This window comes from Sporichthya sp. (assembly GCF_013815995.1).
Taxonomy (GTDB): Bacteria; Actinomycetota; Actinomycetes; order Sporichthyales; family Sporichthyaceae; genus Sporichthya.
The window spans coordinates 1-15742 of sequence record NZ_JACDFE010000092.1 but is presented as its reverse complement, the minus strand read 5'-3'; the positions used below and the strand labels follow the sequence as shown (position 1 = coordinate 15742).

The 15742-nt window shown below is 70.0% G+C and carries 13 protein-coding genes; 2 read left to right on the top strand and 11 right to left on the bottom strand.

Annotation, left to right across the window (positions count from 1 at the left end; genetic code table 11):
- Positions 1-350: 350 nt before the first annotated feature.
- The 4 genes from hisH to hisD form a co-directional block, all read right to left on the bottom strand.
- Positions 351-980, bottom strand: coding sequence for an imidazole glycerol phosphate synthase subunit HisH (gene hisH / locus H0X00_RS11935; RefSeq protein ID WP_293770245.1), 630 nt, complete (start codon positions 978-980; stop codon positions 351-353).
- A gap of 61 nt (positions 981-1041) precedes the next feature.
- Entirely contained in the window at positions 1042-1650 is a 609-nt protein-coding gene (hisB, locus tag H0X00_RS11930; protein ID WP_367186568.1) for an imidazoleglycerol-phosphate dehydratase HisB, read from the bottom strand.
- Between the two features lie 38 nt (positions 1651-1688).
- On the bottom strand, positions 1689-2801 hold the full coding sequence (locus tag H0X00_RS11925; protein ID WP_293770239.1) for a histidinol-phosphate transaminase: 1113 nt from the start codon (positions 2799-2801) through the stop codon (positions 1689-1691).
- A 2-nt stretch (positions 2802-2803) separates the two neighbouring features.
- Complete coding sequence (gene hisD, locus H0X00_RS11920) at positions 2804-4129, bottom strand: histidinol dehydrogenase (protein ID WP_293770236.1); 1326 nt, start codon at positions 4127-4129, stop codon at positions 2804-2806.
- Positions 4130-4181: 52 nt separating this feature from the next.
- On the opposite strand from hisD, the gene H0X00_RS11915 reads away from it, so the two are divergent.
- Positions 4182-4886, top strand: coding sequence for an LON peptidase substrate-binding domain-containing protein (locus tag H0X00_RS11915; protein WP_293770234.1), 705 nt, complete (start codon positions 4182-4184; stop codon positions 4884-4886).
- Here the strand turns inward: H0X00_RS11915 and H0X00_RS11910 are convergent.
- On the bottom strand, positions 4782-5519 hold the full coding sequence (locus H0X00_RS11910; RefSeq protein WP_293770233.1) for a hypothetical protein: 738 nt from the start codon (positions 5517-5519) through the stop codon (positions 4782-4784). The genes H0X00_RS11915 and H0X00_RS11910 overlap by 105 nt on opposite strands.
- A 164-nt stretch (positions 5520-5683) precedes the next feature.
- Here H0X00_RS11910 and H0X00_RS11905 point away from each other — a divergent pair, with 164 nt between their 5' ends.
- Complete coding sequence (locus tag H0X00_RS11905; protein WP_293770231.1) at positions 5684-7999, top strand: MMPL family transporter; 2316 nt, start codon at positions 5684-5686, stop codon at positions 7997-7999.
- On the opposite strand, the gene dnaE is transcribed toward H0X00_RS11905, so the two are convergent.
- From dnaE to H0X00_RS11875, 6 genes are all read right to left on the bottom strand, one after another.
- Positions 7943-11464, bottom strand: coding sequence for a DNA polymerase III subunit alpha (gene dnaE / locus H0X00_RS11900; RefSeq protein WP_293770229.1), 3522 nt, complete (start codon positions 11462-11464; stop codon positions 7943-7945). The two genes, H0X00_RS11905 and dnaE, sit on opposite strands and share 57 nt — an antisense overlap.
- 159 nt (positions 11465-11623) lie before the next feature.
- Entirely contained in the window at positions 11624-12331 is a 708-nt protein-coding gene (locus H0X00_RS11895) for a hypothetical protein (protein ID WP_293770227.1), read from the bottom strand.
- Between the two features lie 62 nt (positions 12332-12393).
- Positions 12394-13341 carry an RluA family pseudouridine synthase gene (locus tag H0X00_RS11890; protein ID WP_367186567.1) on the bottom strand — a complete coding sequence of 316 codons (948 nt, stop codon included), beginning with the start codon at positions 13339-13341 and terminating at the stop codon, positions 12394-12396.
- Between the two features lie 12 nt (positions 13342-13353).
- The gene (locus H0X00_RS11885) at positions 13354-14403 is read right to left on the bottom strand and encodes an NADP-dependent oxidoreductase (RefSeq protein WP_293770222.1); all 1050 of its coding nucleotides are present in this window, start codon (positions 14401-14403) and stop codon (positions 13354-13356) included.
- A gap of 139 nt (positions 14404-14542) precedes the next feature.
- Positions 14543-15175, bottom strand: a complete 633-nt coding sequence (locus tag H0X00_RS11880) for a signal peptidase II (RefSeq protein WP_293770220.1) — start codon at positions 15173-15175, stop codon at positions 14543-14545.
- A 116-nt stretch (positions 15176-15291) separates the two neighbouring features.
- Positions 15292-15742, bottom strand: a 451-nt coding sequence (locus H0X00_RS11875) for a TraR/DksA family transcriptional regulator (protein WP_293770217.1), incomplete at its 5' end; no start/stop codon positions are given.

Here is a 15742-nt window from a genome sequence, read left to right as displayed (position 1 = left end):
CTGTTCGGCCCGCGCGGCGGCCGCCCGTTCGCGTTCGGCCCGGCGGGCGGCGCGTTCCTTCACCTTCGGTGCGCCTCCAAACTCGATGCCGTCCCCGATTCCCGGTCCGCCATCTGACGTCCTCCGCCCGGCGGCCGGTGGGCGACCCCGAGCTCGGGTAACCCTAACCTGGGCCGGGCACGGTGACCTTGGGACGAACGGGGGCGGGATGACGGCGGCGACCGACGCCTCCGACACGCACTCCGACCCGCACTCCGACACGCACTCCGACACGCTCTACAACCCGCGCCCGCGCGGGCGCTGACGGCCGGTCCGGGCGCAGCGCGGCGGCGCCGCGGCGCTCGAACTGGTTACAGCGTGTGCAACCAGTTCCGGAGCAGCGCGGCGCCCGCGTCCCCCGATTTTTCGGGGTGGAACTGCGTCGCGCAGAGCGCTTGGTTCTCCACCGCGGCCACGAACGGCTCGCCGTGCTCGGCCCAGGTCACCCGCGGCGGCAGGAAGGGCTCGTTGACCTGCAGGTCCCAGGTCCGCGCGGCGTAGGAGTGGACGAAATAGAAGCGCTCGGACTCGATCCCGGCGAAGAGCGTGCTGCCCGCAGCGGCGCTGACGGTGTTCCAGCCCATGTGCGGCAGCACCGGAGCGTGCAGGCGCTCCACGGTGCCGGGCCACTCCGCGCAGCCCCTGGTGGTCACGCCGTGCTCGACGCCGTAGTCGAAGAGCACCTGCATGCCGACGCAGATCCCCAGCACCGAACGGCCGCCCGACAGCCGGCGGCCGATGATGGTCGGCCCGTGCACCGCCTCCAGCCCCTTCATGCAGGCCTCGTAGGCCCCGACCCCGGGCACGACCAGTCCGTCGCACTCCTCCGCGGCCCGCCGGTCTGCGGTGACGGTGACGTTCGCGCCCGCCCGTTCCAGGGCCCGTTCGGCCGAGCGCAGGTTGCCCGACCCGTAATCCAGCACGACGACGGACGGCTTCATGACGGGACGTCCGAACGGGCGTGGGCTATAGCGCTCGCTTCCTCGGACGTCAGCGATGCCCTCACCGGGTGTCGGCCGAGAGGGTGCCCTTGGTCGAGGGCACGCCGGTCTCGCGCGGGTCGAACGCGACGGCGTCGCGCAGGGCCCGGGCCACGCCCTTGAACTGGCACTCGGCGACGTGGTGGGCGTTGCGGCCACGCAGCACATCAATGTGCAGGCAGATCTGGGCGGCGTTCACGAACGATTCCCAGATGTGCTTGGTCAGCGCCGTCTCGTACTCCCCGATCATCGGCGCCAGGTTCTCGGGCTCGGTGTGCACCAGGTAAGCGCGACCGGCCAGGTCGACCGCGACGCGGGCCAGAGCCTCGTCCAGCGGGACCAGGGCGTTGGCGAACCGGCGCACGCCCTTGGCGTCGCCGAGGGCCTGACGGAAGGCGGTGCCGAGCGCGATCGAGGTGTCCTCGACGGTGTGGTGCGGGTCGATGTGCAGGTCGCCCTCGGTCTTGACGGTGAGGTCGAACAGACCGTGCCGGCCGAGTTGGGAGAGCATGTGGTCGTAGAAGCCGACGCCGGTGGTGATCTGGGTGCGGCCGCTGCCATCGAGGTCGATCTCGACCAGGACGTTGGACTCCTTGGTGACGCGTTCGACGCGTCCGACCCGTGCTGACAGCGCTGCACTGTGTTCATTGGTTCGCTCGCTGCGCTCGCTCACGCCTGACTCTCCTTCAGAAGCTCTTCCTTCAGCACCGCAGCCAACGCGGCCAGGAACGCGTCGTTCTCCTCCGGCGTGCCCGCGGTGACCCGCAACCAGCCCGGCAGACCCACGTCGCGGATGAGTACTCCGCGATCCAACAGGCCCTGCCAGGTCACAGTCTGATCCCCCAGCCCACCGAACAGCACGAAGTTTGCATCCGACGGGACGACCGTGCAGCCCAGGGCGGTGAGCTCCCGGACCAGGCGGTCCCGTTCTTCGCGCAGCTTGCCGACGGTCCGCAGCAGGTCCGGCGCGTGCCGGATCGCGACCCGCGCGGCGGCCTGGGTGAGCTCGGACAGGTGGTACGGCAGGCGCACCAGCAGCAGGCACTCGACCAGTTCAGGGTCCGCGGCCAGGTAGCCCACCCGCAGCCCGGCCATCGAGAAGGCCTTGCTCATGGTGCGCGTGACCACCAGCCGCGGCCGACCCGGCAGCAACGTGAGCGCGCTCGGCACCCCGTCACGGGCGAACTCGGCGTAGGCCTCGTCGACCACCACGATCCCGGTCGCCGCGTCGTAGACCGCCTCGATCACCGAGAGCTCGAGCGACGTGCCGGTCGGGTTGTTCGGCGAGGTCAGGAAGACGACGTCGGGCTGAGCGGCCGTCACGTCTGCCAGAACGCGATCGTGGTCCAGGGAGAAGTCGTCCTCGCGGTACCCGTCGATCCAGGCCGTCTGCGTGGCCAGCGCGATCAACCGGTGCATCGTGTACGAGGGCTCGAAGCCCATCGCGGTACGTCCCGCTCCCGCGAAGGCCATCAGCAACTGCTGCAGGATCTCGTTGGACCCGTTGGCCGCCCAGATCTGCTGTGCCGTCAGCTGTTGGCCTGTCAGATCGTGCTCGAGGTAAGCCGCCAGGTCGGCCCGAAGCGCGGTCGCATCGCGGTCCGGGTAACGGTTGAGCTCACCGGCCGCATCGAGCACGGCTGCGGCCAGGTCGGCAGCCAGGGCGGGGGAAGGCCCGTAGGGGTTCTCGTTGGTGTTCAGTCGGACCGGCACGTCGAGTTGCGGCGCGCCGTAGGCCGACCGGCCGCGCAGGTCGTCGCGCAGCGGAAGGAAGGTGTCCACGCCTACTCCGAACCGCGCGGGCTCTGTGGATCTTTGGGGATACGTACGCGGACGGCGTTGACGTGGGCGAGCAGGCTCTCCGCCCCGCCGAGGGCGTCGATGTGATCGGCGACTTCGGCCAGGGCGGCGCGGTCGTACTCGACGATGTGCACGCTGCGCAGGAAGGAGTGCACCGACAGGCCGCCGGAGTGCCGGGCCGTGCCCCCGGTGGGCAGGACGTGGTTGGAGCCGGCCAGGTAGTCGCCCAGGCTCACCGGGGCGAAGTCCCCGACGAAGATCGCACCGGCGTTGTGGACCCGGCGGGCCAGCGCGGCCGCGTCGGCGGTGAGGATCTCCAGGTGCTCGGCGGCCCATTCGTCGACCACGGTGAGCCCGGCGGACATGTCGTCGACGAGCACGATCGCGGACTGGTTGGCCAGGGCTCCGTCGACCTGCACCTGGTTGAGCGAGATTCCGCGCTGGCGGTCCACCTCGACCTGCACCGCATCCACGAGATCCGGGGAGTCTGTGACCAGCAGGCAGGAAGCGTTCTCGTCGTGCTCGGCCTGGGAGATCAGGTCGGCGGCGACGTGGACCGGGTTCGCGCCGGCATCGGCCAGGATGCCGACCTCGGTGGGCCCGGCCTCGGCGTCGATGCCGATGATCCCCTTGAGCAGGCGCTTGGCGGCGGCGACGTAGATGTTGCCCGGACCGGTGACCAGGTCGACCGGTTCGCACTCGTCCGTGCCGTAGGCGAACATCGCCACCGCCTGCGCCCCGCCGACCGCGTAGACCTCGTCGACGCCCAGCAGTGCGCAAGCAGCCAGCACCACCGGGTGCGGCCAGCCGTCGTTGTCCCGCTGCGGCGGGGAGGTGACCGCGAGCGACTCCACCCCGGCCACCTGGGCCGGCACGACGTTCATCACGACGCTGGACGGGTAAGCGACCACCCCGCCCGGCACGTAGAGCCCGACCCGCCGCACCGGCACCCAGCGCTCGGTGACCGTGCCCCCGGGGCTGACCTGGACCTCGACGTCGGGGTGGCGCTGCGCCGTGTGCACCAGCCGGGCCCGCCGGGCGGCCTCCTCCAGCGCGGCCCGGACAGCCGGGTCGAGGTCGATCAGGGCCTTGTCCAGCACCTCCGCAGGCACCCGCGTCGAAGCCGGGCGCACCCCGTCGAACCGCTCGGCGAGGTCCAGCAGGGCGGCCGAGCCGCGCTCGCGCACGTCCTCGCAGATCGGCCGGATCGTCTCCAGCGTGGACGCGACGTCGACCGCCGCCCGGGGCAGCACGCCCCGCAGCGTGGCGGTCGTCAGCGCAGATCCGCGCAGGTCAAGGACAGGAAGCACGCTTGTGATTCTACGGCGGGGTCCGGAATGCCCCGGTCGCTACGCTTCGCGCATGACCGTCCGGATGCCGCTTTTCCCGCTCGGCACCGTGCTGTACCCCGGCCTGCTGCTGCCGCTGCACATCTTCGAGGAGCGCTACCGGGCCCTGGTCCGCGATCTGACCGGCGGCCAGACCGGCGAACAACCCGAGGACGGGGCGCCCGCGTTCGGGGTGATCGCGATCCGGCAGGGCCGCGAAGTCGGCGCGGACGGGATCCGCGAACTCCATGACGTCGGCTGCACCGCAGAGATCCGCCGGGTCGAGGCGCTGCCCGACGGCCGGTTCGATCTGGTGACCACCGGCGCGCAGCGGTTCCGGCTCCTCAAGCTGGACGTCGACTCCGCTCCGTACCTGGTCGGCGAGGTCGAGTATCTGGACGAGGATTCCGAGGATCCCGAGGCCGAGCAGGCTGCGGCCGTTCTGGCTGCCTCGGTGGCCCCGCAGTACCTGGCCTATCGGGACCAACTGCTGAGCCTGCAGGGTCAGGCGCCCCGGGTGCGGGGCCCGTTGCCGATCGAACCGCCGGTGTTGTCCTATCTGGTCGCGGCCGCGATGGTGCTCGACCGCCAGGACAAGCAGGACCTGCTGGAGGCCCCGGACGTCGCGGCCCGGCTACGGGCCGAGCTCGCCCTTCTCCGTCGCGAGCGGGTCATGCTCACCCACCTGCCGTCGTTGCCCGGCGCCGACATCGCCCGCGAGGCCGGCAGCCCCAACTGAGGCGACGTCCCCGACGTCCGGGTGGGTGCCGTTCGGATTCTCGCGGCTGGGGTCCCAGCCGGCTTCGGACCAGTTCGGCTGTCCGTGGTCGTCTTCTTCGGCCGCCCGGGACCGCTCCAGACCACCGATCAGCGACAGATAGGTGAGCAGGATCCCGACCGCCCAGGCGAACAGGATCCCGTCGGAGGCCAGGGTGACCGAGCCCGGGATCGTCTCCCCGTCGGCGAGGGTGAGCGCCGTCTGCTGGATCGGCGCGGGCCCGAAGGCCTCGCCCACCTCGCGCGCGATCAGCGAGGCCAGCACCGAGGCGCCGGACATGGCCGCGATGACTCCCAGGTCCCCGCGCCAGCGCCAGTAGGCCACCGCGGCGCTGGCGATGCCGAGCAGCAGCCCGATGATCAGGAACCAGCCGTCGGCCGCGATGAACTCCGAGCTGTCCTGGTTGTCCAGGTAGACCTCGCCGGCGAGGTTCACGTAGGTGGGCGCCGGCGAGATCCTCTCCCAGACGATCCCGACGTAGGGGGCCGCGAGCAGGGTCAGCCCGGCGGCCAGGACCGCCGGCCGGAACTGGGCGAGCAGGCGCGACGCGACGCGTCCCTCCGGGCGCGGTGACAGTCTCGCCCGGGTCCCCACGGGAGTCAGTATCCCTTGCCGCCTGCGTGGCGCATTCACCCACGCGGGGCCATGCGTTTCACTGCCTGCCCTTTGCTGAACGCCTGTACCCCGCTTGTGGAGCTGTTGTGGATCGACGTGCTACAGATTTCACGTCCACTCAATGACGAGGGAGACCAGCGGCGATGACCGTCACCGAGCAGCCCGGTCCCGGCGACCCGGGCCCCTGGCTGCCCACCCCGGCAGTGCCATCCGCAAAGCTGCCGGCGGCCAAGCGCAGGCGCCGCGGTCTGGCCGAGTGGGGCGGCTACGTCGGGCGCAAGCCCCGCCGCGTCATGTGGACCACCGTCGCCGCGCTCGTCGCCTTCGCCGCGCTGACCCCGATCTTCCTGGCCCGCCTGCTCGGCATCGGCTACGACACCCCCGGCTCCGAGTCCGCCCGCGCGACCGCCGCTGTCGAGCAGGCGCTCGGTGCGCAGGAGGCCGTGCTGGTCGTGGTCTCCTCCGAGAGCCGCACCGCGAGCGACCCGACCTTCCGGCGCGCCATGGACGAGGCCCTGCGCGTGGTCGAGGCGAACGACGGGGTCGCCTCCATTCCGTCGGCCGAGGTCGGCGGCGCGGTTTCCGAGGACGGGTCGGTCGAGTACCGCAGCGTGCTGCTCTCCGGGAACGCCGGCGAACGCCAGAAGACGTCCGAGGAACTCAAGCTCGACCTCACCGCGCTCGACGCCTCGGCACTCGGCGGCCCCGACGTCGCCGTTGGCCTGAGCGGGGAAAGCCCGTTCTTCGTCGACCTGCTGCACTCCGAGGAAGAGGGCCTGGCCCTCGCCGAGGCGATCGGCCTGCCGCTGGCCATGCTGATCCTGTTCCTCACCCTCGGCTCGATCCTCGCCGCGGGCCTCCCCGTGCTGGTCGGGCTCGCCGGCGCGACCGTCGCGCTCGGCATCCTCGGCGCGGCCAGCCTGTGGACCGAGTTCGACATCTTCGCCGAGAACGGCGTCGTAATGCTCGGCATCGCGGTCGGCATCGATTACGCCCTGCTGATCGTGCGGCGCTACCGCGAGGAACGCACCCGCGGCGACGCCGAGGCCGCCATGGCGGTCACGATGGCGACCGCCGGCCGGACCGTCGCCTTCTCCGGGATGACCGTCATGGTCGCGCTGCTGCCGATGGCGCTGGTCGACGTTCCGACGCTGAGCAAGTACGCCCTGGCCTGCCTGCTCGGGGTGGCCGGCAGTGTCGCGATGGCGCTGATCCTGCTGCCCGCGCTGCTGGTGCGGATGGGCGACCGGGCGTTGAACGTCCGGCTCAAGCGGATGCGCGCGCGTGGCTTCGCCGACGGCGGTGCCTCGACCCGCTGGGCCGCCCTGGCCCGCCTGGTGATGAAGAACGCGGCCGCCGTGCTCGTGGTGGGCACCGCTCTGCTGATCTGCGCCGCCGCGCCCTTGCTCGACGTCAAGCAGGGCATCGACCTCAACGTGCGGGCGTATGAGGACGAGCCCTCCGTGGTCACCCTCAAGACCCTGGAAGGTGCGTTTCCCGCGATCACTCTCGGCCGCGTCGAGGTGGCTGTCAGCGGCAACCGGGACAACGCGGTGATCGCCGAGCGGGTGCTCTCCGACGATGAGCGCCTGACCGGGATCGCCCTGCAGGAACTCTCCGCCGACTCCTACCTGGTCACCGGCAACCTGACGGTGCCCGATGACTCCAAGGACGCCGAGGACGTCGTCAAGGACACCCGGGTGCGACTCGACGAAGAGCTGGGCTCGGCGGCCGATGCCGACGTCGGCGGCACCACCGCGCGCAGCGTCGATTACGCGGACAAGGTGCTCGACCAGACTCCGCTGATCGTGATCCTGACCCTGGCGCTGTGCTTCCTGCTGCTGCTGATCATGCTGCGGAGCCCGGTGCTCGCGCTCAAGGCCGTGATCATGAACCTGCTCTCGATCGCGGCCGCCATGGGCTTGACGGTCCTGGTCTTCCAGGAGGGCCACGGCGAAACCCTGCTCGACTTCGAATCGCCCGGTTATCTGCAGGCGTGGCTGCCGCTGACGTTGTTCGTCGTGCTGTTCGGACTCTCGATGGACTACGAGGTCTTCCTGGTCACCCGCATCCGGGAGGAGTACCAGCGCACCGGCAGCAACACCGAGGCCGTCGCTCTCGGTCTGGCCAAGACCGGCGGCGTCATCACCTCGGCCGCGCTGATCATGATCGCGATCTTCGGTGCCTTCATGATCTGTCCGGCGCCCGAGATCAAACAGCTCGGTTTCGGCCTCGCCGTCGCCGTCCTGATCGACGCCACGATCATGCGCGCGTGCCTGGTACCGGCGTTCATGCAGCTCGCGGGTCGCGCGAACTGGTGGTGCCCACGCTGGCTCGACCGGATCCTCCCCCACCTCGAGCACAGCGAGCGCCCCCGCGAGGGCGACGCACTCGTGACGGCGTCAGCCGAGACAGGACGGCCCGAGGAGGGCCTTCAGGTCGCCGAAGAGCGCGGGTGACGGCGCGACGAACGGGCCCCGCTCAAGGCGCATGACGATCGTGCGGGCGCGGGCGTCGAGTTGCAGGTGCACCTCGGTCTGACCCGGGTGATCGGCGAGCACGGACTTGAGTCGTTCGACCAGCGGCGGCGTGCAGCGCATCGCGGGCAGGCGCACTACCACCGGCCCGGAGTTGGACTTGTTGGTGTCGAGGATGGTCAGGTCCGAGGCCATCAACGAGACCTCGTCCTCGTTGCGGCGCAGCCGGCCCTTGATGGCGACGACAGTGTCCGTTGACAGGACCGTGCCGAACTGCTGATAGGTACCGGGGAAGAACATGCACTCGATCGCGCCGCCGAGGTCCTCGAGGGTGGCGATCGCCCAGGTGTCGCCCTTCTTGGTGACCTTGCGCGCGAGCCCGGTGATCAGCCCGGCGATGGTGACCGTCGAACCGTCGGCTCGGTCCTCACTCGAAGTCAGCACCGTGATCGGGCAGTCGGCAGCCGCGGAGAGCACGTTCTCGATGCCGAGCAGCGGGTGGTCGGAGACGTAGAGGCCGAGCATCTCCCGCTCGTAGGCGAGCAGCGCCGACTTCTCCCACTCCCCGGTCGGGATCTCGACCTCGAAGCTCGAATCGCCTGCGCCGCCGTCGTCATCGAACGAGCCGAAGAGTGAGTCCTGTCCGATCGCCTCGTTGCGCTTGACGTCGATGATCGCGTCGATGGCGCGCTCATGCGCGTGGATGAGGCCACGGCGGGTGTGCCCGAGGGAGTCGAAGGCGCCGCCCTTGATCAGCGACTCGACCGTCTTCTTGTTGCAGACCGGCGCCGGTACCTTCCGCAGGAAGTCACCGAAGTCGGTGAAGTGGCTCAGCTCCTCGCGGGCGGCCACGATCCCGATGACCACGTTGGCGCCGACGTTGCGGATCGCCGTCAGGCCGTAGCGGATGTCCTGTCCGCGCGGGGTGTAGTTCGCGTCGGAGAAGTTCACATCCGGCGGCAGCACCTTGATGCCCATCCGGCGGCACTCGTTGAGGTACAGCGCCGACTTGTCCTTGTCGTCCTTGACCGAGGTGAGCAGCGCGGCCATGTACTCGGCCGGGTAGTTCGCCTTGAGGAACGCCGTCCAGTACGAGACCAGACCGTAGCCCGCGGTGTGTGCCTTGTTGAACGCGTAATCGGAGAACGGGACGAGGATGTCCCACAGCGTCTTGATCGCGGCCTCGGAGTAGCCGTTGGCCTTCATCCCGCCCGAGAACGGGACGTACTCCTTGTCGAGGATCTCCTTCTTCTTCTTGCCCATCGCGCGGCGCAGTAGGTCGGCGGCGCCGAGCGAGTAGCCCGCGAGCTTCTGGGCGATCGCCATGACCTGTTCCTGGTACACGATCAACCCGTAGGTGTCGCCCAGGATCTCGGAGAGCGGTTCCTCGAGCTCGGGGTGGATCGGCACCACCGGCTTGCGGCCGTTCTTGCGGTCGGCGTAGTCGTTGTGCGCGTTCGCGCCCATCGGCCCCGGCCGGTACAGCGCGAGGACGGCGGAGATGTCCTCGAAGTTGTCCGGGATCATCGAACGCAGCAGCGCGCGCATCGGTCCACCGTCGAGCTGGAACACCCCGAGGGTGTCGCCGCGGGCCAGCAGCTCGTACGCCTTACGGTCCGTCAGTTCCAGGTTCTCCAGGACGATCGTCTCGGCCCGGTTGGACTCGATGTTGAGCAGGCAGTCGTCCAGGACCGTGAGGTTGCGCAGCCCGAGGAAGTCCATCTTCAGCAGACCGAGGGACTCGCAGGCGTTCATGTCGAACTGCGTGATGATCGCGCCGTCCTGCTCGCGGCGCTGGATCGGGATGACGTCGAGCAGCGGCTCGCTGGACAGGATCACGCCGGCCGCGTGCACCCCCCACTGCCGCTTGAGGCCCTCCAGGCCCTTCGCGGTGTCGACGACCTTCTTCACGTCCGGGTCGGAGTCGTAGAGCGCGCGGAACTCCCCGGCCTCGCTGTAGCGTTTGTCGCCGGGGTCGAAGATGCCTGCGAGCGAGATGTCCTTGCCCATCACCGCCGGCGGCATCGCCTTGGTGATCCGATCGCCCATCGCGAACGGGTACCCCAGCACCCGGGAGGCGTCCTTGACTGCGGCCTTCGCCTTGATGGTGCCGTAGGTGATGATCTGCGCGACCCGCTCTTCGCCGTACTTCTCGGTGGCGTAACGGATCATGTCGCCGCGGCGGCGTTCGTCGAAGTCCATGTCGATGTCGGGCATCGACACGCGCTCGGGGTTGAGGAAGCGCTCGAAGATCAGGCCGTGCTTGAGCGGATCGAGTTCGGTGATTCCCATCGCGTAGGCGATCAGCGCGCCGGCCGCGCTGCCACGGCCCGGGCCGACGCGGATCTTGTTGTCCTTCGCGTACTGGACGAGGTCCGCGGTGACCAGGAAGTACCCGGGGAACCCCATCTTGATGATCATGTCGACCTCGTAGGCCGCCTGATCGACGTGCGTCTGCGGCACCTGGCCGTCGAAGCGCAGGGCCAGCCCGCGCTCGACCTCCTTGCGCAGCCAGGTCTCCTCGGTCTCGCCCTCGGGCACCGGGAAGCGCGGCATGAGGTTGCGCGTGCTGAAGTCCATCTGGCAGCGCTCGGCGATCAGCAGCGTGTTGTCGCACGCCTCCCGCAGCCCGTACCGGCCCTGCCAGAGGTCGCGCATCTCGGCCGGGCTCTTGAGGTAGAAATCCTGCGCGTCGAACTTGAAGCGGTTCGGGTCAGCGAGGGTCTTGCCCGACTGCACGCACAGCAGCACCTCGTGCGCGCCGGCGTCGCCGGCCGCTGCGTAGTGCAGGTCGTTGGTTGCGAGCAACGGCAGGTTCATGTCCTTGGCCAGGCGCATCAGCCCGTCGTGCGCGCGCTTCTCGATGCCGATGCCGTGGTCCATCAGCTCGCAGAAGAAGTTCTCCTTGCCGAAGATGTCCTGGAACTCTCCGGCGGAGGCCTTCGCCTTCTCGTAGTCCCCGATCCGCAGCCAGGTCTGGATCTCCCCCGACGGGCACCCGGTCGTCGCGATCAGGCCCTTGCCGTAGGCGTTGAGCAGTTCGCGGTCCGCACGCGGCTTGTAGAAGAAGCCCTCGAGGCTCGCCCGGGACGAGATCCGGAACAGGTTGTGCATCGACTCGGTCGTGGTCGCGAGCAGCGTCATGTGGGTGTAAGCACCCGAGCCCGAGACGTCGTCCTCGCCGCCGTCCGCCCAGCGAACCCGGGAGCGATCGCCGCGGTGCGTGCCGGGGGTGAGATAGGCCTCCATGCCGACGATCGGCTTGATGCCGGCCTCGTTGGCCTTCTTCACGAAGTCGTAGGCGCCGAAGACGTTGCCGTGGTCGGTCATCGCCAGCGCCGGCATACCCATTTCCTGGCAGCCGCGGAACAGGTCGTCGAGGCGCGCCGCGCCGTCGAGCATGGAGTACTCGGTGTGCACGTGCAGGTGAACGAAGGAGTCGCTCATGCCCGCCGAACTCACCGCTGTGCCTCCCCTGAATCGACGCCCAGCCTAAGGGTCGCCACCGACAGTTTCCGACGCCACGGTCCCCCGCCCGCGCATCGCCGCGCGGACGGGAGAGATGAGGCACGAGGGGCGCCACATCAAGATCCGCCGGCGCGGTGGTCAGGCGGACTGCCGGCCGATCTTGTGGAAGCAGAGCCCGTCGACGAAGCCCAGGTAAAAGGCGTACTCCTCGGTCGACCAGTCGGCTCCCCGCAGCAGCGTCGAGTCGTCGGTCAGCCGGCGCACGGCGTCGGCGCGCCCCTGATCGAGGATGCACGCCGACCCGCCGACCCCGCTCGCGGCGAAGAGGAACCGGGTGAAGAAGGCCGGGCCGTACCACCTCAGCCGGACGCCGCCGTCCGGCGGCGGAGTGCGGAGCAGGTGGTAGGCGCCGACGGCGTCGTCCAATGCTCGGTCGGCGGCTGCCCGCAGGCTGCTCTCCAGGCAGGGCTCGTTCGCGGTGTCGGTCAGGATCCGCCGCAGTCGGAACGGACCGTAGGGCGCGTTGACGTAGCCCCAGGCGAAGCTCGCGATCATCACCTCCGTCCAGCTCCGGACGCCCCGGTCGGCCTGGGCCGCCAGGTCCCACAGGTGCTCCCGGGAGATCGAGCCGTGCTCACGGAGATCGGCGGGCAACTCCGGCGCTTCGCGCCAGTACCGCGGCAGCTCGAAAATCTGATCGGGGTCCGCCGGCCAGTCGCCCGGCAATCGCGATGACGGCACTGCCATCGCTGCCCTGCGGCCCGCGTCGACGTCGCTCAGGTACGTCAGGTCCATGACACCCTCCAGCACTCGTTGCCCACCGTCGAAGTCGGTGGGAGCGGTCATGGTGGCGGCGGGCACCGACAACGCACCGGCGACCGGTTCGGGCCTGTGGAGAACGTTCCGGGTCAGCCCTCGGCGACGATCTGCAGGGCGCGAGCGAGATCGTCCGGGTAGGTGCTGCTGAACTCGACCTGCCCGCCGGTGTCCGGGTGCTCGAAGCCCAGGGACACGGCGTGCAGCCACTGCCGCGTCAGCCCCAGACGCTCGGCCAGCTTGGGGTCAGCCCCATAGGTGAGGTCACCCGCGCAAGGGTGACGCATCGCGGACATGTGCACGCGAATCTGGTGGGTGCGCCCGGTCTCCAGCCGGATGGTCAGCAGGCTCGCCGCCCGGAACGCCTCCAGGGTGTCGTAGTGCGTGACGCTGGCCTTGCCACCGGACTCCTCGGCGACCACGGCCCACTTGTAGTCGTGCACCGGGTGCCGGCCGATCGGCGCATCCACGGTGCCGCGACTCGGGTCCGGGTGTCCTTGCACCAGCGCGTGGTAGATCTTCGTGACCGTGCGCTCCTTGAAGGCGCGCTTGAGCAGGGTGTACGCCCGCTCGGACTTGGCCACCACCATCAGGCCGCTGGTCCCGACGTCGAGGCGGTGCACGATCCCGGCCCGCTCGGCGGCCCCCGAGGTGGAGATCCGGAAGCCGGCGGCGGCGAGCCCGCCGATCACGGTCGGACCGGTCCAGCCCGGGCTGGGGTGCGCGGCCACGCCCACCGGCTTGTCGACGACCACCAGGTGCTCGTCGTCGTGCAGCACCTTCATCCCGGGCACCGGCTCGGCGACCACCGCGACACCGGCCGGCTCGACCGACGGAAGCTCGACCTCCAGCCAGGCTCCGGCGATCAGCCGGTCGGACTTGCCGGCCTCGGCACCGTCGACCCGGACATGGCCGCTGGCGGCGAGCTCGGCCACCCGGGTCCGGGACATTCCGAACAGCCGGGCCAGGCCGGCGTCGACCCGCTCACCAGCGAGGCCGTCCGGTACCGGCATCGCACGCAGGTCGGTCACGGGCTCCAGTGTGGAGCACGCTCAGGTCGAGGGGTCGGCGACCTTCACCACGAGCTTGCCGAGGTTGCCGCCGCTGTAGAGCTGGTCGTAGGCCGCGACCGCGTTCTCCAGCCCGTCGACCACGGTCTCGTCGTAGACGAGCTTGCCCTCCATCATGAGTCCGACCAGGTACATCGCGGCCGGCTCGAAGAGCTCCGCATGGTCGAGGACGAGGAAGCCCGCCATGGTGGCGCGCTGCATCAGGATCTGCGCGATCTGGTGCTGGCCGGGCAGTTCCTTGTGGCCGTAGTCGTTGTACTGGCTGATCATCCCGCAGAGCAGGACCCGGGCGCCGATGTTGAGCCGGCTCAGGACGTGGTCCATGATCTCGCCGCCGACGTTCTCGAAGTCGACGTCGATACCGTCCGGGGTGGCGTGGTCGAGCTGGTCGCGCCAGTCGTCGGCCTTGTAGTCCACGCAGGCGTCGAAGCCCAGGTGCTTGACCACGTGTTCGCACTTGGCCGGGCCGCCCGCGATGCCGACCACCCGGGCGCCGCGGGCCTTGGCGATCTGGCCGGCGACCGAGCCGGTCGCCCCGGCTGCGCCGGAGACCACGACGGTCTCCCCCGCCTTGACCGGGCCGAGCTCGAAGCCGATGTACGCGGTCGCGCCGTTGTGCCCGAGCACGCCGACGAAGGTCGAGAGCGGGGCCGGGACCGGGTCGGGCAGGGCCGCGATCGGAATCCCCAGCGACTCGTCGGAGGCGACGCAGTAGTCCTGCCAACCACTGGAGGAGACCACCTTCGCGCCGACCGGGAGATCCTCGCGACGGGACTCCAGCACCTCGGCCATGCACACCCCGCGCATGACGTCGTCGAGCGGCACAGGCGGCATGTAGCCGCGGTAGTCACTCGCCCAGATCCGGTTGGTCGGGTCCAGCGACAGATACAGGTTGCGCAGCAGGACCTCGCCCTCGGCCAGGTCGACCTCGAGCGCCTCGGTGGCGAACTCCAGGGCTCCGTCGGACAGGTCGGTGACGGGGCGGCGGCGCAGACGGTACGTGCGGTTCTGCAGCGTGCTGGTGGGCGTCATGTCGTCCGTCTCCGCGGTGAGGTCCAGGCGGGACCGATCCTGCCGGGAGGGGCAGCGCACGGGCAATGTGCCGGCGCCACGAGCTCCGCCGGGCCCGCTGGTCCGGCGCGACGACTCAGGAGAGGCGTTCAGAGGTGATTCAGAAGCGGCGGGGCCGGCGCCCGTCGAGCGGGATGTTGCGGATCGCGAGCGCGACCATCATCGCGCCGGCCACGCAGATCGACAGGTCGGCGACGTTGAAGATCGGCCAGCCCGGGATCTCGACGAAGTCGACGACATGACCGGACAGGAATCCCGGCGAGCGGGCCAGCCGGTCGGTGAGGTTGCCGAGCGCACCACCCAGCAACAGACCGAGGGTGAGGGCCCACCGCCTGCTGCCGAGGCGGCGGGAGCTGGTCAGGATCGCCGCCACCACCAAAAGGGTGATCGCGGTGAACAGCGCCGTGAGGTCGACGCCCAGGCCGAAGGCGGCTCCGGGGTTACGGATCAGGCGCAGCGAGATGCCGGTGCCGTCGACCTGGACCGGGTCGTCCTCCTGCAACAGCGCGACAACCGCGATCTTGGTGACGAGGTCGAGGAGGTAGGTGAGCGCCCCGACCCCGACCAGCAGCGTGAGCCGGTGGCGCCGGATCGCGACCGGGGGCACGTAGACCGGGGCGGCGTGCCGGGCGCGGGCCGTGACAGGTGACGGCATCGGACCCAGTCGCGGTGACGCTGCGTGACCGCCGAGCAGCTCCTGGACCGGCCCCGGGTCGAGCACGGTCTCGGACATCGCAGCAGGGTCTCACGCTTGAGGCCGGGCCGAAATGTCCTCTTTCTCACGTTCTGGTAAGCCGTTCTACGCTACTGCGGGGTAGCACAGAGGGCGACCATGATCACGAAGCGCTACTACCGACGCTCGTCCCGTTGCTTGCAGGACAGGCAGAGGGTGGCCCGGGGGAACGCCTGCAGGCGCGCCTTGCCGATCGGGTCGCCGCAGGACTCGCACTGGCCATAGGTGCCGTCGTCGAGGCGGGACAGCGCGCGCTCGTCCTGTTCGAGCATGTCGATGGCGTTGTTGACCAACGACATCTCCTGCTCGCGCTCCAGAGTCTTGGTCCCGGCATCCGCCTGGTCCTCCCCCGAGCCGTCGCCGTAGTCGCGCAGCAGCGCGTCGCGCTCGGCCTGGGCGACGGCGATCTCCGCCTTCAACCGGTGGACGTCCGCGCCCAGTTCGGTGCGGACCTCCTTCAGCTCCTTGGGGGTCCAGGCGGCCTCACCCTGTCCGACCAGCAGCTTGCCGCCGGAGCCCCTGGACGCCGGGGCCGCGGGTGCCGCGGGCGGCTCCGCGGGCTTGGCC

Excerpts from the sequence above, each read along its gene's own strand:
- H0X00_RS11885 (WP_293770222.1), bottom strand. The coding sequence starts at position 14,403 with ATGACGCCCACCAGCACGCTGCAGAACCGCACGTACCGTCTGCGCCGC.
- hisH (WP_293770245.1), bottom strand. The coding sequence starts at position 980 with ATGAAGCCGTCCGTCGTCGTGCTGGATTACGGGTCGGGCAACCTGCGC.
- H0X00_RS11880 (WP_293770220.1), bottom strand. The coding sequence starts at position 15,175 with ATGTCCGAGACCGTGCTCGACCCGGGGCCGGTCCAGGAGCTGCTCGGC.
- H0X00_RS11895 (WP_293770227.1), bottom strand. The coding sequence starts at position 12,331 with ATGACCGCTCCCACCGACTTCGACGGTGGGCAACGAGTGCTGGAGGGT.
- H0X00_RS11915 (WP_293770234.1), top strand. The coding sequence starts at position 4,182 with ATGACCGTCCGGATGCCGCTTTTCCCGCTCGGCACCGTGCTGTACCCC.
- dnaE (WP_293770229.1), bottom strand. The coding sequence starts at position 11,464 with ATGAGCGACTCCTTCGTTCACCTGCACGTGCACACCGAGTACTCCATG.
- H0X00_RS11905 (WP_293770231.1), top strand. The coding sequence starts at position 5,684 with ATGACCGTCACCGAGCAGCCCGGTCCCGGCGACCCGGGCCCCTGGCTG.